The following is a 20,709-nucleotide window of genomic DNA, read 5'->3' on the forward strand; positions in this document are numbered from 1 at the left end:
CCACGTTGCCGCGCCTAGGCTGGAGCCCATGACTTCAGTTCCCGCGACATCCGCCCTGCCCTCCGTCGGTTTCGTCGGGTGGCGCGGCATGGTCGGCTCCGTCCTCATGCAGCGTCTCCAGGACGAGGGCGACTTCGCCCGCATAAACCCCGTGTTCTTCTCCACCTCGGCGGCCGGCGGCGCCCCGCCGTCGTTCGCCGCCGGCACCGGTGTGCTGCAGGACGCGTACGACGTCGAGACGCTGGCAACGTTGCCGATCATCGTGACCGCGCAGGGCGGCGACTACACCGCGGAGGTGCATCCGAGATTGCGCGCGGCCGGGTGGACCGGGCTGTGGCTGGACGCCGCGTCGACGCTGCGCATGGAGCAGGACAGCATCATCGTGCTCGATCCGGTCAACCGGTCCGTCATCGATGCCGGTCTGGCGCGTGGAGTGCGGGACTTCATCGGCGGGAACTGCACGGTCTCCTGCATGCTCATGGGGCTGGGCGGGCTGTTCCGCAGTGGACTCGTGGAGTGGGGAACGTCCATGACGTACCAGGCTGCCTCCGGGGGCGGCGCGCGCCACATGCGCGAGCTGCTGACACAGTTCGGCGCTCTCCACGGCAGCGTGAGCGGGAACCTGGACGACCCGGCGTCCGCGATCCTCGATATCGACCGGGCCGTCCTCGCAGCGCAGCGCGATCCGGGCCTGGATGCCACCCAGTTCGGGGTGCCGCTCGCCGGTTCCGTCATTCCCTGGATCGACGCCGACCTCGGCAACGGACAGTCGAAGGAGGAGTGGAAGGCCGGGGCGGAGACGAACAAGATCCTCGGGACGGACACCCGAATACCCTTCGACGGCCTCTGCGTCCGCGTCGGGGCCATGCGCTCGCACTCCCAGGCGCTGACCCTGAAGCTCACGCAGGATCTGCCGGTGAGTGAAATCGAGGGGATCATCGCCGCGGACAACGAGTGGGTCCGGGTGGTCCCGAACACGAAGGCGGCTACAGTTACCGGTCTGACGCCCATTGCCGCGACCGGCTCGCTGGAGATCCCGGTGGGGCGCATCCGGAAACTCGAGCCCGGGCCCGAGTACATCAGCGCCTTCACCGTGGGGGATCAGCTCCTGTGGGGAGCGGCCGAACCGCTGCGTCGAATGTTGCTGATTGCAACCGGAAACCTGTAGGCATTCTTCGGGGGGGAGGTCGGGCCGCTCCCGAGTCCAGCTCGGGGCGTTCGAGTGGCTCCCGAGTCCAGCTCGGGGCGTTCGGGCACCACGGCCGCGATCGCTTGGTCACAAGGGGCTGTCGAAGCAGGTCCCGGATGTCATGGGCCCGCAACAGAATCGGAACAAAAGGTCGGTGGGCAGCGGCAGGATGACCCGCATGGATTTCCTGGACGCAGACACCATTCTCCGGCGCTTCTTCGCATCCAGCTCTCATGCCCGGCATCCGGAGAGTCTGCTGCGGTACGAGCGTGTCCAGGACCACCTCCGTTCCTACCTCGAGGACGTCGCTGCCACCCGGCTGGCTCCCGAGGACCGGGAATTGCTCGCATTGGAGCGCCAGTTCGGTACGGACAGTCCGTACGCGCGCATCATGGGTGCACCGGCATTACTGCACGCGCTGCCCGACTTCCTCGCCCAGCCTCATCTGCTGCCGGATTTCCATGACCGGCTCGCGCAGATCAGTGTCGCGTCACGACTGGCGCAGTGGCTGTGCTCGCGTCAACTCGTCGAGCGGGAGCGCAGCTGGAGCGACGTCGTACTCACCCGCGCCGCCGCTGAACAGGCACGGCGTTCTCCAGCAATGTAACGCTCCTGTGCCTGTGGCCTGGGCCCGCTCCTGACCGTACGCCGAGTAGCCCTCAGCGGCTGATCCCACCCGCCGACGCCGACCACTGGGATCAGCACCGGACCTGCCTCCACCTCACCGGCCGATCCCACCGCCCGAACCCGACCACTGGGATCGACACCGGACCTGCCTCAACCCCACCGGCCGATCCCACCGCCCGAACCCGACCACTGGGATCAACACCGCACCTCCCTCAACCCCACCAGCCGATCCCACCGCCCGAACCCGAACACCGGGATCAACACCGCACCTCCCTCAACCCCACCAGCCGATCCCACCGCCCGAACCCGAACACCGGGATCGACAGCTCATTCCCACCCGCCGACGCCGACCACTGGGATCGAGCAGAGGGAGGAGCGCTCGTTCCCACCCGCCGACGCCGACCACTGGGATCGACACCGCACCTCCCTCGAACCTGCCTCGACCCCACCGCCCGAGACGGAGCAGTGGGATCAACGCCGGACCTGCCTCCACCTCACCGGCCGATCCCACCGCCCGAACCCGAACACCGGGATCGACAGCTCATTCCCACCCGCCGACGCCGACCGGTGGGATCGAGCAGAGGGAGGAGCGCTCGTTCCCACCCGCCGACGCCGACCGGTGGGATCGAGCAGAGGAAGCGAACAGCACGCACCGACGAACTCAACGGCTGGACGGCAAGGAGGCCCATCACCACAATGAAGGCATGAGCAATCACCAGGGGGATCCGCGAGAGACGTTCCGCGCACGAATGCCTCGGAAGTACCGGCTGGGCCTGCTGCTCCTGGGTGCGGTGTCGACGACACTGGCAGTGGTGGGGATGCTCCTGGACGGGTTGACCGCCGTGGGACTGCTCCTCGGAGTTCTCCTCGCTGTAACCTTCATTGCGATCGTCATGATGCAGGCTGTGGTGCGTTTGGACGACGAAGAACTGACAATCAAGGTTGCCGGTATCTTCGGCACATCCATCCCCTACCGCCAGATCGACGGCGTCGCCCCGGACAAGGTCACGGGCCTGGGTGCAGGAATGGGCCTGCGCAAATTACCGAACAGCACGACCGGATATCTGGTGGGAGGGCCGTCCGTGCGCATATCCAAGGGCAACGCCGACGTGCTCGTCTCGACGGACGACCCGACGGAACTCGCAGCAGCACTCGAACGTCGCCGTGCCAGGAGCATTCGCTGACCAAGCGGCAATCGTGCGGCCGGCGACGTCGGAGTCGTCGAGCGGCGCGACGCCCGAGAGTGGCTCGGCTCGTCCGGCCGCCACCGACGTGCTAGACAGAAGGTAACCAGAAGGAGTACGCGTGAATCAGCTCAGCCTCGGGATCATGGCTCATTCGAGCAAGACCAATGAACGCCGGTTGCCGATCCATCCACACCATTTCTCCCGGATCGACGAGGATCTGCAACAGCGCATCCGCCTGGAACACGGCTACGGGGACCAGTTCGGGGTCCCCGACGAACAGCTCGCTCCCTTCGTCGCCGGATTCGCGACCCGCGAGGAACTGATCGCCGACAGCGACGTCGTCCTGCTCCCGAAGCCGCTGGCAGCGGACGTCGCCCAACTGCGGGAGGGCCAGGTCCTGTGGGGATGGCCCCATCTGGTGCAGGATCGCGACCTCACCCAGCACGCGATCGACCGCAGACTGACCCTGATCGCGTTCGAAGCCATGAACCACTGGACCGAGGCGGGCGCATTCAGCCTGCATGTCTTCCACAAGAACAACGAGCTCGCCGGATACTCCTCCGTGCTGCACGCCCTGCAGCTCGTGGGGTCGACGGGTGACTATGGCCGGAAGCTGAACGCCGTGGTGATCGGTTTCGGGGCCACCGCACGCGGCGCCGTCACCGCGCTGAACGCCCAGGGTATCCACGACGTCGATGTCCTCACGGGTCGTGACGTCGCCGCGGTCAGTGCGCCGATCCATTCGGCACGGATCCTGCAGGTCGAGCACGACACCGAGGATTCACGGAACAGCATCGTCCACGAGGACGACGGACCCACGCCACTCGCCGGGTTCCTCGCCGGGCACGACCTGATCGTGAACTGCATCCTGCAGGATCCGAACGCGCCGGTGATGTTCCTCGTCGACTCCGATCTGCCCGCGCTGGATCCTGGCACGCTGATCGTCGACGTCTCCTGCGACGAGGGAATGGGGTTCAGCTGGGCCAGGCCCACCTCCTTCGACGACCCGATGTTCGAGGTCGGAAATCACGTCCGGTACTACGGTGTGGACCACAGCCCGTCCTACCTGTGGGACTCGGCGACCTGGGAGATCAGCGAGGCGCTCCTGCCGTATCTGCGCACCGTCCTCGACGGGCCCACCGCATGGGAGAACGACGACGTCCTGCGGTACGCGGTGGAGATCAGCGACGGCGTGATCCGCAACAAGAACATCCTGTCCTTCCAGGACCGCTCCCCGGAGTACCCGCACCTCGAGGCCTGACCTCGGAGGACTGCACCCTGCGGAGGACTACAGCGCGCAGTTGATCAGCAACGGCTCCGGCTCCAACCGGATGCCGAAGACCCGCTCGACGCCGTCCCTGACCAGCCTTGCCACGGCCAGCAGATCGCTGGTGGACGCACCGCCCCGATTGGTCAGGGCGAGCGTGTGCTTCGTCGAGAGAGCCGCCCGCCCTCCCGCGACGGCGTGGCCGTCGTCGTCGGTCAGCCCGAACCCTTTGCCGAAGCCGGCGTGTTCGATCAGCCACGCGGCACTGAGCTTCACCTCCTGCTCAGTGCCCGATGAGAACCGGGGCGCATCCTCCGGCAATCCGGCCGCGGTCGCCGCGCTGACGATGGGATTCGTGAAGAAGGAGCCGGTACTCCAGGTGTCGGGATCGGGGGCATCGAGCACCATGCCCTTGCCTCCGCGCAGCCGTAGTACCTCCCGACGCACATCGTGCACCGAGGCGCGCTCCCCCACGTCGACGCCGAGTGCGCGCGCGAGCTCCGTGTAGCGGATCGGCGTGCTCATCGCGTCCGAGGCGAGCAGGAAGTCGACCGAGAGCACCACGTAGCGCGGGGAACCGTTGACGGTGCTGCGCTTGAGGAGCGAATCCCGGTAGCCGAAGGCCAGCTCGGCGTTGGTGAAGGTCCTCAGGCGGTCGGTCTCGCGATCGTACACGCGCACGGTTGCGATGGTCTGCGAGACATCCGATCCGTAGGCTCCGACGTTCTGGACGGGCGTGGCACCGGTGGAGCCGGGGATACCCGAGAGCGCTTCCAGCCCGGACAGAGTGTGGAGCACGGTGTACTCCACCAGGTCGTCCCAGTCCTGGCCCGCCTGCACACTCACCACGACGCCGCCGTGCACGGAGTCGTCCACGGTGAAGCCGGTCGAGGCGATGTGGACGACGGTGCCGTCGAAGCCGTCGTCACTGATCAGCAGATTGGACCCGCCGCTGATGATCAGCAGAGGCTCACCGGCGGCATCGGCTGCGCGGACGGCGTCGACGATCTCCTGCTCGCTCCGGGCCGCCACGAACGTGCGGGCCGCTCCGCCGACACGGGCGGTGGTGAGCTCCGCGAGACCCGTCCCGGTCACGGGAGCACTCACGGCAGCCTCACGACGGCCTGCGCCTTCACGAGCACCTTCTGCCCGGCGGACGTCACCGTGAGGTCTATGCGCGCCGTCGAGAGTTCGGCGTCGATCGCACCGATCACCCCGGCAACCTCGACGACGGCCCCCGGCTCGCCGGGCTCCGCGGTGGTGTCCTCGACGACCACGGGCTTGGTGAAGCGCGTCTGGTAGTCGACGACGGCGCCCGGGTCGCCCGCCCAGTCGGTGACCAGCTGGACGGCGGCACCCATGGTGAACATCCCGTGCGCGATCACCCCGGGCAGACCGACGCCCTCGGCGAAGGACCGGTTCCAGTGGATCGGGTTGAAGTCCCCCGAGGCACCGGCATACCGCACGAGATCCTGTCGGGTGACGTGGACGGTCGCGGAGCCGATCTGCCGGCCGACTTCCAGTGTGGTGATTGACACTGCCATGATTACTGGCCCTCTCCGCGGACGAGGATGGATGATGTCGTCGTGGCCACGGGCTCGTCGTCGACCGTGGAGAGCTCGGCACGCGTGGTGATCATCGCTCCCCCGCCCATGGCCCGTACCTGATCCACGTGGAGTTCGGCGACGATCTGGTCGCCGGCAAGAATCGGCCGGTGATGGACGAACCGCTGATCGGCGTGGACCACCCGGGTGAAGTCGATGCCGGCGTCGGGGTCGGTGATCAGCTGCGCGTCGGCGCGCTGGGCGATGATGATCGCGAACGTCGGTGGCGCGAGGAGGTCGGCGTATCCGAGAGCCGCAGCGGCGTCGACGTCGAAGTGCGCCGGGTGGGTGGCTTTCACGGCCCGGGCGAAGTCGCGGATGGCCTCGCGTCCCACGGAATAGGGCTCGCCTGCCGGGTACGTGCGTCCCTGCAGGTCTGGGGCGATGGTCATGGATCCTCCGATGGAAGCGTGCGGTGCAGGTCTGGGAACAGGAGAGCGGACGGTACGCAGGACGACGGCGGGCACGCTCAACCGCCCGGTGCTATCCGGAGCGGGTTCAGCCCCGCTGCTTCATGCGACGCCTGATGTCGCGTGAGCGGACGACCATCCCTGCGACATGGCAGATCATGCCCACCACGATCACCGATATGCCCGTGTACACGAGATTGTCCTGGGCCTTTCCGGCACCGACGACGGCGACCAGGATACCGATGGCTGTCGTGACGAGCGCGGAGACCACGAGTTTGCGGTACAGGTCCGAGCCGGTCTCCCAGGGCGTATTCAGCATGGCCTGATTCTACCGTCGTCGTGCACGCGACGGTTCGGGGCCGTGCCGACAATGAAGTACCGGCGGGCCATACTGACAGTGCTATCCCGAACAGCGCCGCTCAGAACAGTGCCTCCTGGACGGCGGGCACTGCTGTGGTGAAGTCGCCGAGGTGCAGCCGCTTGCCCTTGAGCTGCGAGAGGTCGGCGACGAAGACGAGATCGGCTCCGTCGATCGAGACCAGCGCGGAGGGCCCGAGCAGCTCGCGGATCGTGAAGCCATGGCGGCCTGCTCCGAGCGGCTCGGGGTAGGGCTGCAGACCGCTGTAGGCGAGGACGACGTCGGCCTCGGGCGGGACGAACTCCTCCCGAACCACCTCGAAACCCTCCACGTCGATGCCTCCGGCGAGCAGCCCGCGGGCTGCGAGCGCGAAGCCGTCGTTGATGTCCTGCAGCTGCGCAGCCGGTAGCGGCGCACAGAGCGCTGCGGCTTTCGCGCCGGAACGCACGGCCTGCTGCAGACCGACGGAGCGCGTCACCTCGTCCTCCAGGATCCGCACCGTCCGGCCGTCGCGCGCGTAGGCCACGTACTGCGCGAGGACTGCACCCTGTTCCACAAGCCGTGCCCGCTTCCGCAGGTGCGACGCCGTTCCCACCTTGGACGCACCATCGGCGAAGGTCGCGACGTAGAGCCAGTGCGGCTGGTCCAGGTACCGCTTGAGGCCTGCCGGTGCGATGCCCGAGCGGTGGATGTCGTGCATGAAGCGCAGATCGTCCTGCGCGAAGCAGCGCCCGCACTGATAGCCTCGCTCGGCCGGCAACTGATCGGCGCACGGACTCCAGGTCCGCTCGTCCCGGTCATGGACCCGGTGGAACCCCAGACAGAATCTCTCCTCGGCTGCGATCTCGAACGCCACTCTGGCGCCCGAGGCGAGCTGGAGATCGGGCGTGGCGGCGTCGGCCGTTCCGGCCGGGATGATGCGGTCCGTGCCGGGCGTGTCAGGTCCTCCGGTCGAGACACCGGCCGATTCCTCGCGCAAAGCGTGCGGCCGTCCGGACCCGGAATAGGCAGGTGTCTCCTTGTCCGCCAGGGTCCTGTCCTGCGGCAGGGTCTCGTGCAGTGACAGGACTGGTCCGTCGGCATGCCAGGTCACGCCGCTGCAGAGATAGGTCGGTTCCATTCCCCCACAGTAGGCGTGGCCTCCCCCGAACCGAGGGCCGCGCCGCGATCCGTCAGCCGGCGACTCTCACGCCAGCACGGCGCTGAGGTCGTAGGCTGCCGGGATCTCGAGCTGCTCGAACGTGCACGAGCGCGCCTGACGGTCGGGGCGCCAGCGCTCGAACTGCACGGTGTGCCGGAAGCGTGCGCCCTCCATCTGGTCGTACCGCACCTCGACCACGCGGCGCGGGTGCAGCCGGACGAAGGACACGTCCTTCGCGGACGCGAAGCGGCTGCGCTCCGTGGCACCCCGGACCGGCTCGCCGTCGTCGTCGCGCACCACGTCGGGGTCGAGCTCGTCGATCAGCTCCAGTCTGCGTGCATTCGAGAAGGCCGAGATACCGCCCACGTTCCGCAGCTCGCCGCCGTCGTCGTACAGCCCGAGCAGCAGCGACCCCACGCCCCGGCCGGAGGTGTGCACCCGGTATCCGAGGACCACCGTGTCCGCGCTGCGATGATGCTTGACCTTGAGCATGCGCCGCTTGTCGGGCTCGTAGGCCGCGCTGAGCGGCTTCGCCACGACGCCGTCGAGGCCTGCGCCCTCGAACTCGACCAGCCAGCGCCGGGCCACCTCGACGTCGCGCGTGATCTGGGAGAGATGGACCGGCGCGGAGAAGGTCTCGCCGATGCCTTCCAGGACCGTGCGGCGCCGGCCGAAGGGCAGACCTGTCAGGTCGGTGGCGTCGAGTGCGAGGAGATCGAAGGCAACGAACGACGACGGCGTCTGCTCGGCGAGGAGCTGGATCCGGCTCCCGGCGGGATGGATCCGCTGGGAGAGGGCCTCCCAGTCGAGCCGCTCGGCCCCGGTCTCACCCTGCCGGATGACGATCTCGCCGTCGACCACGCACCGGTCGGGAAGATTCTCGAGCAACGCCTCGACGAGCTCGGGGAAGTACCGCGTGAGCGGCTTCGAGCCCCGGCTCCCGATCTCACACGCGCCGTCCTCGATCTTCACGATGGCCCGGAACCCGTCCCACTTCGGTTCGTACACGAGCCCTCCCGGGAGACTGTCGGGCTCGGGGACGGCGCTGACGGCTTTGGCCAGCATGGGTTTGACGGGAAAGGGCAGCTCGGTCATGTCCTGATCCTGTCGTATCCCGCCACCTCTGACTATGTCGGGCTTCATGAACGCACGAGTGACCGCACGGAGATCATCCTCCGAGGAGCCGGCTCGGCATTCGGCTCTACAACCCCTCGGCCACGGCGGCCGCCGCGGCGAGCCAAGCCCGCTGGGTGGCCGGTCGCATGGCGCTGAAGCGGATGCGGCCCTTGAGCAGCGCGACATCGAACGGGATGGTCAGGGTGCGCCGCGCCAGGTCGCCGAACCCGTCGGCTATCGCCCGCCCCTGGGTTCTGCTGCCGTTCTTGTCCGACTGGCTGATGATCACCACGGCCTGCCGTGCCAGTTCCCCGTAGCGTCCACCGCGGTCGCGCAGTGCCTCGAGCAGGAGCGCTCCTGCTTCGGCATGTTCCTCGAGCGTCGTGGTGGCGATCACCAGTTGGTCGGTGTGATGGATCATGCGCAGCCAGCGCTCGGCGGTCTCGTCGTTCCCCGAATCGACGACGTTGAGGCGGAAGTACTTGGACGCAACCTCGTGGAGGGCGTCGAAGTCCCCGGCTGTGACCTTCTGCTCGGATGCGAGCACGGCCGGTTTCGAGCGGAGGACGTCGAACTTGTCGGCCGTCTGGTGGTGGACATACCGCGCCAGCAGCGCCGACTGCGCGGAGGGAGCCAGGAGGGCATCGGTCTGCGGCAGGAGGTCGAGCACCGTGGCCTCGTGCGGACCCTGCTCGGTCCGCCAGCCGAGGGTTCCCCTGGTCTCGTTGTTGTCCCAGGCCAGCACCGGCCCGCCGCCGTTGCGCGCGAAGACGGCGGCGAGCAGCACCGTGGTGGGGGTCTTGTTGGCGCCGCCCTTGCCGTTGACCACCGAGATGGTGCGGGGCCCGGGCCAGTGCCTGCTCACGGTTGCGACATCGGCCCGGACAGCGCGCTCCGCGGCGGAGGGGCCGAGACGGATACCGAGCCCGGCGAGGAAGCCGCGGAATCCGGTCTCCGCCGGCACGACGACATCGTCCGGGGTCAGGAAGGAGCGCCGTCCCTCTCTGGGGCGCAGACCCGTGGCCGCTACCCCCGAGGGTGGCGCCGACGCCTCGGCATCCGGAGCCGGTGCGGACGAGGCCTCCGCGGGGATCGGCGGCTCCGCGATGCGCAGCGATTCGCCGGTCCCCACCCCGGGACGTACGCCGTTCGACGCCGTCACCACCACCCGTACGGGAGGACTCATTTCCTGTGGGTTCCTCTCCGCCGGCTTCTCGTCCGCGGCCTGAGCCTGCACCACGGCGTCGGAGCCCGCAGAGTCCGGGGCGATCTCCGGCGCGTGTCCGTCCGGACCGGGAGAGAAGCGATCCACGAAACGTGGTGGGATGTCCTGCGCCCGACGTCGGCGTGCGCCACCCGGTGCGTCCTGTGGGTCCGCGGTGGTCCTGGCAGACTTCTCGTGTGTCATCGTGGCTGCTTCCCCTTGGGGGCCCGCGGACCGGGCGTCCGTCGAATGTGCGCTCATCCTATGGCGCCATCACTGCCCCGTGAAGGTCTTCCCCGGGAAACTTCCTGATCTTCCGCACAGCGCGCGGGCCAGCCACCATGAGGTGGGGCAGGAGTCGGCACTTGCGGGCCTGCCGTCCTGAGCCGGCCCGAGGAAGGAGACACGATGCAGTCCGGATCGATGCAGGAGTTCTGGGACGAGCGCTACCGGAAGCGTTCCCACGTGTGGAGCGGAGAGCCGAACAGGCAGCTCGTCGCCGTGGCGGAGAGCCTTCAGCCCGGCAGGGCGCTCGACGTCGGGGCCGGTGAGGGAGCGGACGCGATCTGGCTTGCCACGTCCGGCTGGGACGTCCTCGGGGTCGACGTCTCAGCGGTCGCTCTCTCCCGTGCGCGTGCGCATACGCGGGAACTCGATGCATCGGTGACCGCCCGTCTCGACTGGCGGCAAGTGGATCTGCTGTCCTCACCCGAACTCCCCGCGGATTTCGATCTCGTCTCCGTACAGTTCATGCACCTTGCGGACCCCGAACGCACACGCCTGTTCCGCATGCTCGCCACCCGCGTGGGCACCGGTGGCTCGCTCTTGATCGTCGCCCACGATCCTTCGGACCTGCACACGGGCGTCGGGAGACCGCCGCAGCCCGAGCTGTACTACACCCCGGAGCAGGTAGCCGCCGTGCTCGACGATTCGTGGGACATCCGCGTCGGCGAATCCCGCGCGCGCACCGAACGGACGCCGGACGGACGCGACGTGGGCGTGAACGACGTCGTCGTCCACGCGGTGCGCCTGCGCTGAGTGCCGGCGGCGCGGGTCCTCGGAGCACGCCGGAGCTGCTGCCGGCGGGAGTGCCTGCAACTAGGCTGGCGCCATGTCCGTCCTGACCGTGACTCTGCCGCCCGACCCGATCGTCGTGGAGATCGTCTCCGAGGGCCCGCGATGGTGGGAGATCGTCGGAGCCCTGGCGCCCCTGGCCGTCCTGCTCGCCGCAGCGCTGGCCACGATCACCGCCTTCGCGACACTGCGCCAGCGGGCGACGGCGGACCGCGCGGCGCTCGAGCAGAAGAGGCGGGCCGACGACCGGTCGGAGTGGTGGCGCCGGACGCAGTGGGGTATCGACGCCGCGACCTCCCTCGATCCGGTACGGCAGGAGGCTGGTGTGGAGGCCCTCCTGCGGCTGTCCTACAGTGAGCTCACCACGGAGGAGGACCGCCTGATCCTCGATGCCATCTGGGTCAGCAGCCCGGTCGCCAACCCTGAGGACCCACGTGCTGGACTGCCCGACGACGGTGGCGGACAATGAGAACAGGACGACCGACCGAGGAGTGGCGATGACCGATACAGCACGTGCACGACCAGCGCCGAACGGGCAGCCCGTCTACCGGCGACCGGCTGACACCCCGAGGGTGAGCGCCGCGAAGGCGCGGCTGCGTGTAGCGCTCGACGAACAGCTCGGCCGTAAGACACCGCAGTCCGTCAAGGAAGCGGCCATGAAGAAGCAGTAGCGGGTTCCCCCGCACACCACGAAAAGCAGGAAGGCCCCGGAGCACGAGCTCCGGGGCCTTCCTGCTGTAGCGGTGCCGGGACTCGATCCCGGGACCTCACGATTATGAGTCGTGCGCTCTAACCAGCTGAGCTACACCGCCGCAAATGAGGGTGCCCGCACCGATCCGAGGATCGTCACGGGCCTCTCATTCGTGAGCCCCCCACCGGAATCGATCCGGTGACCTCGTTCTTACCAAGAACGCGCTCTACCACTGAGCTAGGGGGGCAACAGCACGTTACGTTACCAGTTCTCCGGCGGTGGGGCGAAATCGCGAGCCGCTCCGGAAGGGCGGATCCGCGGACCGCGTGGGAGCAGCGTCAGCCGCCACTCCCACGCGGTCCTCCCGTGCGTTCCTGCTACTGCTCGGACTGCGCGCTGGAGCGCCCCGTGCCGGCGCCTGCACCCTTGTTCTGGCGCGGCTTGCGGCTGGCGTCACCCGAGAACCGGGTATCGCCGTCGCGCTTGGGGTAGTCCTTCCGATACGGCTTCTTGAACTCGCCGGCGCCGCGTCCGCCCGAGGGCTTGCGGCCCTTGTCGAGCTCGAGGTGGATGAGTTCGCCGCCGATGCGCGTCCTGGACAGGGCACGCAGCTGATCCTTGGACAGATCGGCCGGAAGCTCCACGAGACTGTGGTCGGCGCGGATGTCGATCCCGCCGATCTGTGCCGAGGACAATCCGCCCTCGTTGGCGATGGCGCCGACGATGGAACCGGGCATCACCCGCTGACGACGTCCCACCGCGATGCGGTAGGTGGCGTTGCCCTCCGTGAGGGTGCGCGTCGGGCCCCGGGAGCCGAAGCCGTCCTTGCGCCCCTCGGCCCGCTCGCGCTGACCGGCAGGAGCCACGGGGATGTCCTTCACGAGGATCGGCTGGCCGCCCTGTGCCATGACGGCGAGGGCCGCGGCGATCTCGCTGGCCGGGACGTCGTGCTCCTGCTCGTAGTTCGCGATCAACTCGCGGAACAGCGAGACGTCCTCACCGGAGAGGGTCTGGGTGATCCTGTCGGCGAACTTGCCCAGACGCAGCTCGTTGATCTTCGCCGTGGACGGCAACTGCATCTGCTCCACGGGCTGGCGCGTGGCCTTCTCGATGGAGCGCAGCAGGTACTTCTCCCGCGGCGTGATGAACAGGATGGCGTCCCCCGAACGGCCCGCGCGGCCGGTGCGGCCGATGCGGTGCACGTAGGACTCCGTGTCGTGCGGGATGTCGTAGTTCACGACGAGCGAGATGCGGTCCACGTCCAGACCGCGGGCCGCGACGTCGGTCGCCACGAGGATGTCGATCTTGCCGTCGCGGAGGGCCTCGACGGTGCGCTCGCGCTGCTGCTGCGGGATGTCACCGTTGATGGCTGCGGCCGAGAAGCCCCGTGAACGCAACTTGTCCGCCAGGTCCTCGGTCGCCATCTTGGTGCGGACGAACGCGATGATGCCGTCGTAGTCCTCGACCTCGAGGATCCGCGTGAGCGCGTCCAGCTTGTGCGGGCCCATGACCTGCAGGTACCGCTGGCGCGTGTTGGTGCCCGTCGTCGTCTTGCCCTTGACCGAGATCTCGGCCGGATCGTTCAGGTACTTCTTGGCGATGCGCCGAATGGCCGGGGGCATGGTCGCGGAGAACAGGGCCACCTGCTTCTCGTCAGGGGTCGAGGAGAGGATCTGCTCCACGTCCTCGGCGAAGCCCATGCGCAACATCTCGTCCGCCTCGTCGAGCACCACGTACTCGAGATTGGACAGGTCGAGCGAGCCCTTGGAGATGTGATCGATCACGCGGCCCGGGGTCCCGACGACCACCTGCGCGCCACGGCGCAGCCCGTTGAGCTGCGGTCCGTAGGGCGAACCGCCGTAGACGGGCAGGACGGTGAAGCCGTCCATGTGCTTGGCGTAGGAGGTGAAGGCCTCGGCGACCTGGAGTGCGAGCTCGCGGGTCGGTGCGAGCACCAGCACCTGCGTGTTCTTGCTGGGTCCGCCGTTGATATCGGCGAGCTCGGCCATCTTGGACAGCGCCGGGATGGCGAACGCGGCGGTCTTGCCGGTGCCGGTCTGGGCGAGACCGACGACGTCGCGGCCGTCGAGCAGCGCGGGGATCGTCGCCGCCTGGATGGGTGAAGGCTTCTCGTAGCCGACGTCGGACAGGGCCGCGAGAACGCGCCCGTCGAGGTTGAGGTCGGCGAAGCGGATGTCCACGCCGTCGTCGACCGGCTGGGCGCCGGATGCAGCCGGTGCTGCCTCGATGCCGGATGTGGTTTCGGTGTTCTGCTCGGTCAGATTTTCAGGCACGGGAAACAGTCCTCCAGGTAGGTGCCGGCCGGCCCTGCGGGAGGAAGCCCGAAGTGCCGGATGAACGTGGGAATCCGGCACTGTCTCAATCCCGCGCCGTGATTCCTCGTCCCGCATCGCTGACGCTCGCTATGAGCTGCGATATGGAACTTTTCTCTCGCCGGCGCTCCCTGATGAATCTGCTCGCGAGTCTTGGCTCCGAGCCCCAACACAACCTATCCGGACCGAATGGCCGGAGATGACGGGAATACCGGTGTGGGGGATGTATCCAGTCTACGGCACACCCCTCCACCTGCGCTGCACGGGCACGAGCCCGAGCAGGTGACGTTCCGCACGTCAGGCCGGCGATGCCACCTTCGATGCCCGCAGTGCGGAGCGCCGCACCTGCGGAGCGAGTGTGATTCGGCCGTCGTCGGCCGCGCTCAGCAGCACCTGCGCCTGGTCCTGGTCGAGTCCGGCGAAGACCTGGGCGGCCGTGACTCCGTGCGCGGGGACGTCGTGCACGCGGATGGTGTCCCCAGCCGTGATGCTCCCGCGCGAGACCACGCGGAGGTAGGTACCCACGCGGTTCGCCTCCGAGAAGCGTCTGACCCACGACTTCTCATCGAGGAAGCGGGCGAAGTTGATGCAGGGCGTCCGCGGCATAGTCACCTCGAGGACCACCTGGTCGCCGATGCTCCAGCGCTCGCCGATGACGGCGTTGGACGCGTCGATCCCGCCGACCCGGAGATTCTCGCCGAACAGGCCCGGACGCATGTCCCGGCCCAGCTGCTGCGTCCAGAAGTCGGCGTCGGGCTGCCCGTAGGCGTAGATGGCCTTCAACGGTCCGCCATGATGCTTCCTGCTGGCCTGGACATCGCCGGTGAGCCCCAGCGGGTGGACGGTGACGGGCCCCTCGACCGCTCGCTTGTCGATGGCGGTCACACCGGTGGTGTCCTTCGTGGGCAGGAGTTCGTGCACGCGGCAGACAGCGAGGAGGGTGCCAGTGGTCATGGCCACATCCTATGCATCCTGTGCGTGAGCCAGCGGCGCACCGGAGACCCTGCCCGGAGGCGGATCGTCTCCAGCGTGCTCCAGTGCCGATATGGTGGAAATCACCCCACCCGTCCCAGGAAAGGTCGACACCGATGTCCTCCCCCAGCGTCACCACAGCCATCACCAACGCCCACGTGGTCCCGATCGACGGCGAACCCTTCGACGGCACGGTCCTCGTGGAGGACGGTCGTATCTCGGCCCTCGGAGCCGCGATCTCCGTGCCCGACGGCGCCACCGTCATCGACGCCGGCGGCAAGTGGCTGCTGCCCGGGTTCGTCGACGCCCATGTGCACCTCGGAACGCACGAGGAGGGTGAGGGCGCCGCCGGTGACGACACCAACGAGATGACGGACCCGAACATGGCCGGCGTCCGCGCCATCGACGCCGTCAACCCCTATGATCCAGGGTTCGACGACGCCCTCGCCGGTGGTGTGACCACGGTGAACGTGAACCCCGGCTCGGGCAACCCGATCGGCGGGCAGGCCGTTGCCATCCACACCCACGGGCGCTATCTCGAGGAGATGGTGCTGCGCTCCCCCAGCGGCCTGAAGTCGGCGCTCGGCGAGAACCCCAAGCGCGTCTACGGGGACAAGGGCAAGACGCCCTCCACTCGCCTCGGCACAGCCCTGGTGATCCGCGAGGCGTTCATGAAGGCCCAGAACTACCTGGGCAAGGCCGACGAGAACGCGCGCGATCCGCATCTCGAGGCCCTGGCCATGGTGCTGCGCCGTGAGATCCCCTGGCGCCAGCACGCCCACCGCGCGGACGACATCGCCACGGCGATCCGGCTGGCCGACGAGTTCGGCTACGACCTCGTGCTGGACCACGGCACCGAGGCCCATCTGCTCGGAGATGTCCTGGCGGAGCGCGGCACGCCCGTGCTGATCGGTCCGCTGTTCACCACGAAGTCGAAGGTGGAGCTGCGCGGCCGGTCGATCGCCAATCCCGGGAAGCTGGCGAAGGCGGGCGTCGAGATCTCGATCATCACCGACCACCCCGTGATCCCCATCAACTTCCTCGTTCACCAGGCCACACTGGCGGTCAAGGAGGGCCTCGACCGCGAGACGGCGCTGCGCTCCATCACCATCAATCCGGCCAAGGTGCTCGGCCTCGCCGATCGGCTCGGCTCAATCAGCGTCGGCAAGGACGCCGACCTGGTGCTGTGGAGCGGTGACCCGCTCGATGTCATGCAGCGCGCGCTGCAGGTGTGGATCGGCGGTACGGAGGTCTACTCCTACGACTCGGCAAGCGGCAGTAGCACCGTCGCTCCGCGGGGCTGATCGGCTCCGTGGCACGAACGCTGCCGCCACGACCCTTCACACTGCGTGCCGCACTTGCGGTGTGGCTCGTGATCGCTGTGCTGCTGCTCGTGGCCGCCGCGACCTTCATCAGCTCGGCCGCGCTGCAGAATCTCGACCGCGCGGGATCGATCGGCCTCGGCTCCCTGTTCGGCGTCGTCGCGATCCTCCAGCTGGTTCTCCTGCTGCCGCTACGCCGCGGTAGAAGGAGCGCCCGCGAGATGCTGAGCACCATCGGCATCCTGCTCGGCGTGCCGATCCTGGTTCGCGGGACGCCGGGCCTGTCGCTGATCGCCGGGGCCATGCTCCTCGCGGTGCTGCTCATGTGGCTGCCGCAGAGCAGCGACTACTTCCAGCTCACCCAGCCCAAGGCGAAGAGAAAGTTCAGGCTGCCCGGGTCGCGCTAGCACCCTGCCGGGCGCGGGCGCACTGCTCGCGCCCGCCGACAGCCTCCTGCCGGCGCAGCCGATGGGTGCGGGCGCAGCCGATAGGTGCCGCGAGCTGATCGGTCCCCCTCTGCGATTCCGCTCAGCCCACGCGTGCATGGCTCTCGATGGTCCGCAGGACACCGAAGAGCCTGACGACGCCCTCCTCGCCGAAAAGAACATCGGGACCTGCCGGAGCCAGTTCGTTGTAGGGCGAGTCGAACAACGCGCCTGGGGACACAGTCCCGTTGTCGACGAGGTGGTTCGTGAGGACCTGCAGGAAGTCGAGCTGCTGGGCCGTCAGCGTGGTGTTCGCAACGAACTCGGCGAGCGCTTCCTCCACCGCGTCGCGGTCCAGGCCCACCAGCGACCGCACGTACAGTCCGAGACCCTCGGCCGCGGCCCTGTCGAGATCCTCCCGTGAGCCGAGGCCGCTCTCCAGCAGGATGCGTTCCAGCTCGGAGAGGTCCAGCGCTGTGAGCTGCCTGTTCCGGCGCAGGCGCTGGATGGCGGCGTGGTCCTGGTGGTCGGCAAGGTACTGCCGGACCTTCTCGCGGTAGCGGGCAAGGTCCATATGGCCGTTGGATGCCCCCACGAGGTCGGTTTCTTCGAGCTCGCCGAGTTCGTCCAGGAAGTTCGTGTAGACGACGTGCCGCTTGCGTTTCTCGATCAGGTGGACGAGTTCGCGGAGCCGGAGCCTGATCTCCTCCAGCCATTCCGCTGACACGGACTCCCATTCGGCGTCGTCGAGGATCGCCTCGATCAGCGGCAGTTGCGCCGCGATGGCGGGAACGTCCGGCTGGTCCTGCAGTGCGGCGGCTACGGCTTGTACTTTCGTCCGCAACGGACCCAGCGGGCTCCCCTGGAGTGCTGCCAGTTCCGTTCGCAGCACAAGATAGTCGAAGCGCTTGGCCTCCTCCGTGTCGGGCAGGGCGCCGATGGATGCCAACCGGGCAATCTCGGTCTCGAGCGCGTCGAAGTCCTCGCGGCCCAGGGACGTCCAGGTCGATTCCTCCGTGAACTTCTCCACCCATTTCCGGGCAGGCCTGACCAGGAAGTTCTCCAGCGGCAGCCTGCCCACGGTGTGCTTCAACGACTCCTGCAGTTCGACGACGAAGGGAGAGCCGGAATCCCAGGCGAGGTCCGCCGTCGTCCGCAGCAGCCGGACGCGCGTGGCGAAGGTGCTCTCCGCGAGGGAGGTGCCCAGGGAGCTTTCATTGCCGGGCATGCCGGCGTTGAAGTATTCGACGTTGCGGCAGAGGTCGAAGATGAAGAAGTCCTTCTTGTCCTCGCCGGGGCCGAAGAGGTCGGGGCACAGGCGCGTGCCGCGGCCCACCATCTGCCAGAACTTGGTCTTGGACCGGACCATCTTGAAGAAGACCAGGTTGACGACTTCGGGGACGTCGATGCCCGTGTCCAGCATGTCCACGGAGATCGCGATGTGAGGGTCGGCGTCGCGGCGCGAGAACTCGTCGATGAGGTTCTGTGCATAGTTCACCTGGTACGTGACCACCCGGGCGAAGTGTCCTTTGAGGTGCGGGTAATTCTTGTCGAAGCGTGTCGCGATGTATTCGGCATGCCGGTTGTTCTTGGCGAAGATGATGGTCTTGCCCAGGCGGTCGCCGCCCGCCACCTTGTGCCCGTGCGTCATCAGCACTTCGAGCGCCTTGTCCACCGTGTCGGTGTTGAAGAGCCAGGAATTGACGACGGCGGGGTCCACGGATTCGGGGATCTCGCCGTCCTCGTCCCAGTCGAGCTCGTCCCACTGCTCCTTCTCGTGCTCGGGGAGGTCGTCGTAGGCGATGCCCTCGTACGGGAACTTCAGCGGCACCGGCACAACGCGGGGAGGTACGAGGTACCCGGCCTCGATGGCTTCGTTCAGTTCGTAGGCGAACGTGGGGACGTTGTCCTCGATGCCGAAGAGGCTGTAGGTGTTGCGGTCCACCTCCGACTGGGGAGTGGCGGTGAGGCCGATCAGGAGCGAGTCGAAGTAGTCGAAGATCGCCTTGTACTTCTGGTAGATGGAGCGGTGGGCTTCGTCCACGATGATGAGGTCGTAGTGGCCGATCCCGAACCTGCGCTGGCGCAGCCTGCCCTCCGTCTTATTGATGAGGTTCATCATGGTGGGGTACGTGGCCACGTGGATGCGGCTGTCCGCCTCCTCGCCGGAGCCCAGAATCACCGGGCCGGAGCCGGGGAGATGGGTTTTGAACGCGTTGGCGGCCTGCTTCACCAGGGCCACGCGGTCGGCCAGGAAGAGGACGCGTTTGGCCCAGTTGGCTTCCTGCAGCAGTTCGGTGAGTGCGACGACGGTGCGCGTCTTGCCCGTGCCCGTCGCCATGACCACGAGGGCTTTGCGTTCGTAGTCGTTCTCGTACGCTTCGGTGACGGCGCGGATGGCGTTGTGCTGGTACGGCCGTTCGACTATTCCGTCATCGATCTGCTGCTGCGCCAGTGGTTTGCGGGTCTGCCGGCGGTTGACGAGGAGCTGGAGCTGGTCCCGTGTGTGGAAGCCCTGGACGGCCCTCTCCGGGTACATGGTGTCGTCCCAGATCCAGGTCTCGTGACCGGACGTGTAGTAGATGATGGGCCGCCTGTTGTACCGGCGTTCCAGACTGTCCGCGTACAGCTTCGCCTGCTGCTTGCCCACGTGCGGGTCCTTGGTGGTCCGCTTGGCCTCGACGACGGCGAGCGGAAGCCCGTCGGCGCCCCAGAGCACGTAGTCCACGTAGCCGACGCCGCTCAGCGTGCCGCTGGCCGTGGGCATGGTGTCCACCTTGAATTCCCGGTCCTCCGGATTGTCCAGCGGCCAGCCGGCCTCCTCGAGGTTCCCGTCGATGAGGCGACTGCGGGTCAGCGCCTCGTCGTAGTCGTGCTGGTCCGGGACGGTCTGGTTCTCTTGTTTGATGGTGGCAATCTCGGCCTGCAGCTGCTTCAGCTGTGCTGCGAAGTCCGCCGACTCGGCGGCGGCCCTGGCCAGGGCCGCGTCCTTGGCCTTGAGCTCCTCCTCCAGTTTCTGGAGCGCCTCGGGAGATTGCTGCTGGGCAGGAGCTGTGCCGGCCGGGGCGAGGTGTTCAGCGTCGAACGCCAGCGACGGCGGCAGCTGGCTGCCGTTCTTCGCATAGTTCCGGGCGAGCCAGTAGCAGACGTGGTGCAGCTCCCGCAGGACGATGTCCGCGCCCTGTGCGGTGGGGTCGACCGGGTTGTGGACGGCGTTGTTCCCGGCTTTTCGGATGATGGTGAGTTTGCCGCCGATGACAGTGCCCACGAGCCCCTTGAACGCAGGCTCATTGAGCAGGGCGTTGAGGTCTTCCTTGTACGGGAGCGCCAGCGCGGTTTCCACCGTGTAGAGCCATTCGACGAGCCGCTCAACTGTGTACCGGGAGTAGAACATGGAAGCGCGCGGGTCGATGCGGGCGAACTTCTCGGCACGCCGGGCATATTGGGCGAGGTCAGGCCACTCGGCCAGCAGAAAGCCGAAGTTGCTGTTGCCTGCCCCCACTACTGGACCCCCGTCGCTGCCACGCCGCATGTGGGAACCAGTCAACCATGCAGAAGCGACGGTCCCGGACTTGTAGAACAGAGACTACTTCGGGAATACAGTGCATTCATGGACAGGGTCGGCGTGCGGGAACTGAAGCAGAACCCCAGGGCTGTCATCGAGCGCGTTGAGCACGGAGCCAGTGTGGAGATCACCCTGCAGGGACGGGCTGTGGCCAGAATGTCTCCGATCACGCACCGCCGGAAGTGGACACCCGCTGCCGACGTTGCCCGGGCTCTCGAACTGGC

Annotated in this window: 19 protein-coding genes and 2 tRNA genes; 9 read left to right on the plus strand and 12 right to left on the minus strand. The window is 67.7% G+C overall.

The annotated features are described in order from the left end of the window. Nucleotides 1-28 precede the first annotated feature (28 nt). The 4 genes from asd (at nucleotide 29) to E8P82_RS08375 (ending at nucleotide 4,264) form a co-directional block, all read left to right on the plus strand. Nucleotides 29-1,168 (plus strand): aspartate-semialdehyde dehydrogenase, encoded by a 1,140-nt coding sequence (asd, locus tag E8P82_RS08360; protein WP_136454042.1) that lies wholly within the window; start codon nucleotides 29-31, stop codon nucleotides 1,166-1,168. Between the two features lie 199 nt (nucleotides 1,169-1,367). After that, complete coding sequence (locus E8P82_RS08365) at nucleotides 1,368-1,796, plus strand: hypothetical protein (RefSeq protein ID WP_136454043.1); 429 nt, start codon at nucleotides 1,368-1,370, stop codon at nucleotides 1,794-1,796. Between the two features lie 724 nt (nucleotides 1,797-2,520). Next, nucleotides 2,521-3,000: a hypothetical protein gene (locus tag E8P82_RS08370; protein ID WP_136454044.1), complete on the plus strand. Its 480-nt coding sequence runs from the start codon at nucleotides 2,521-2,523 to the stop codon at nucleotides 2,998-3,000. A 145-nt stretch (nucleotides 3,001-3,145) separates the two neighbouring features. Then, on the plus strand, nucleotides 3,146-4,264 hold the full coding sequence (locus E8P82_RS08375) for a N(5)-(carboxyethyl)ornithine synthase (RefSeq protein ID WP_168796534.1): 1,119 nt from the start codon (nucleotides 3,146-3,148) through the stop codon (nucleotides 4,262-4,264). Between the two features lie 27 nt (nucleotides 4,265-4,291). On the opposite strand, the gene E8P82_RS08380 is transcribed toward E8P82_RS08375, so the two are convergent. From E8P82_RS08380 to E8P82_RS08410, 7 genes are all read right to left on the minus strand, one after another. Next, nucleotides 4,292-5,365 carry a UDP-N-acetylmuramate dehydrogenase gene (locus E8P82_RS08380; protein ID WP_136454160.1) on the minus strand — a complete coding sequence of 358 codons (1,074 nt, stop codon included), beginning with the start codon at nucleotides 5,363-5,365 and terminating at the stop codon, nucleotides 4,292-4,294. A gap of 8 nt (nucleotides 5,366-5,373) precedes the next feature. Further along, nucleotides 5,374-5,814: a MaoC family dehydratase gene (locus E8P82_RS08385; protein WP_136454046.1), complete on the minus strand. Its 441-nt coding sequence runs from the start codon at nucleotides 5,812-5,814 to the stop codon at nucleotides 5,374-5,376. Between the two features lie 2 nt (nucleotides 5,815-5,816). Continuing rightward, nucleotides 5,817-6,266, minus strand: coding sequence for an FAS1-like dehydratase domain-containing protein (locus E8P82_RS08390; RefSeq protein ID WP_136454047.1), 450 nt, complete (start codon nucleotides 6,264-6,266; stop codon nucleotides 5,817-5,819). Nucleotides 6,267-6,372: 106 nt separating this feature from the next. Next, on the minus strand, nucleotides 6,373-6,603 hold the full coding sequence (locus E8P82_RS08395; protein ID WP_136454048.1) for a hypothetical protein: 231 nt from the start codon (nucleotides 6,601-6,603) through the stop codon (nucleotides 6,373-6,375). Nucleotides 6,604-6,703: 100 nt separating this feature from the next. Next, nucleotides 6,704-7,762, minus strand: coding sequence for a DUF2797 domain-containing protein (locus E8P82_RS08400; RefSeq protein ID WP_136454049.1), 1,059 nt, complete (start codon nucleotides 7,760-7,762; stop codon nucleotides 6,704-6,706). 66 nt (nucleotides 7,763-7,828) lie between these two features. Next, nucleotides 7,829-8,878 carry an ATP-dependent DNA ligase gene (locus E8P82_RS08405; protein ID WP_136454050.1) on the minus strand — a complete coding sequence of 350 codons (1,050 nt, stop codon included), beginning with the start codon at nucleotides 8,876-8,878 and terminating at the stop codon, nucleotides 7,829-7,831. Nucleotides 8,879-8,984: 106 nt separating this feature from the next. Further along, complete coding sequence (locus tag E8P82_RS08410) at nucleotides 8,985-10,307, minus strand: MinD/ParA family ATP-binding protein (RefSeq protein ID WP_211096836.1); 1,323 nt, start codon at nucleotides 10,305-10,307, stop codon at nucleotides 8,985-8,987. A gap of 204 nt (nucleotides 10,308-10,511) precedes the next feature. On the opposite strand from E8P82_RS08410, the gene E8P82_RS08415 reads away from it, so the two are divergent. From E8P82_RS08415 to E8P82_RS15020, 3 genes are all read left to right on the plus strand, one after another. Then, nucleotides 10,512-11,141 carry a class I SAM-dependent methyltransferase gene (locus tag E8P82_RS08415; RefSeq protein WP_136454051.1) on the plus strand — a complete coding sequence of 210 codons (630 nt, stop codon included), beginning with the start codon at nucleotides 10,512-10,514 and terminating at the stop codon, nucleotides 11,139-11,141. Nucleotides 11,142-11,214: 73 nt separating this feature from the next. Continuing rightward, complete coding sequence (locus E8P82_RS08420; protein WP_136454052.1) at nucleotides 11,215-11,646, plus strand: hypothetical protein; 432 nt, start codon at nucleotides 11,215-11,217, stop codon at nucleotides 11,644-11,646. A 28-nt stretch (nucleotides 11,647-11,674) separates the two neighbouring features. Further along, nucleotides 11,675-11,848, plus strand: coding sequence for a hypothetical protein (locus tag E8P82_RS15020; protein ID WP_168796526.1), 174 nt, complete (start codon nucleotides 11,675-11,677; stop codon nucleotides 11,846-11,848). Nucleotides 11,849-11,915: 67 nt separating this feature from the next. Here E8P82_RS15020 and E8P82_RS08425 read toward each other — a convergent pair. The 4 genes from E8P82_RS08425 to E8P82_RS08440 form a co-directional block, all read right to left on the minus strand. Further along, nucleotides 11,916-11,989: transfer RNA gene (locus E8P82_RS08425), tRNA-Met, on the minus strand. A 54-nt stretch (nucleotides 11,990-12,043) separates the two neighbouring features. Next, nucleotides 12,044-12,115 (minus strand) — tRNA-Thr (locus E8P82_RS08430). 130 nt (nucleotides 12,116-12,245) lie between these two features. Beyond that, entirely contained in the window at nucleotides 12,246-14,117 is a 1,872-nt protein-coding gene (locus E8P82_RS08435) for a DEAD/DEAH box helicase (protein ID WP_246021152.1), read from the minus strand. 381 nt (nucleotides 14,118-14,498) lie between these two features. Then, complete coding sequence (locus E8P82_RS08440) at nucleotides 14,499-15,155, minus strand: MOSC domain-containing protein (protein ID WP_136454053.1); 657 nt, start codon at nucleotides 15,153-15,155, stop codon at nucleotides 14,499-14,501. Between the two features lie 134 nt (nucleotides 15,156-15,289). Between E8P82_RS08440 and E8P82_RS08445 the strand changes: the two genes are divergently transcribed. Both E8P82_RS08445 and E8P82_RS08450 read left to right on the plus strand, forming a co-directional pair. Then, on the plus strand, nucleotides 15,290-16,477 hold the full coding sequence (locus tag E8P82_RS08445; RefSeq protein WP_136454054.1) for an amidohydrolase: 1,188 nt from the start codon (nucleotides 15,290-15,292) through the stop codon (nucleotides 16,475-16,477). A gap of 8 nt (nucleotides 16,478-16,485) precedes the next feature. Further along, nucleotides 16,486-16,902 carry a hypothetical protein gene (locus tag E8P82_RS08450; protein WP_136454055.1) on the plus strand — a complete coding sequence of 139 codons (417 nt, stop codon included), beginning with the start codon at nucleotides 16,486-16,488 and terminating at the stop codon, nucleotides 16,900-16,902. 121 nt (nucleotides 16,903-17,023) lie between these two features. On the opposite strand, the gene E8P82_RS08455 is transcribed toward E8P82_RS08450, so the two are convergent. Further along, on the minus strand, nucleotides 17,024-20,452 hold the full coding sequence (locus E8P82_RS08455; RefSeq protein WP_136454056.1) for a DEAD/DEAH box helicase family protein: 3,429 nt from the start codon (nucleotides 20,450-20,452) through the stop codon (nucleotides 17,024-17,026). Nucleotides 20,453-20,709 lie beyond the last annotated feature (257 nt).

The organism is Arthrobacter echini (assembly GCF_004803505.1).
Classification (GTDB): domain Bacteria; phylum Actinomycetota; class Actinomycetes; order Actinomycetales; family Micrococcaceae; genus Arthrobacter_D; species Arthrobacter_D echini.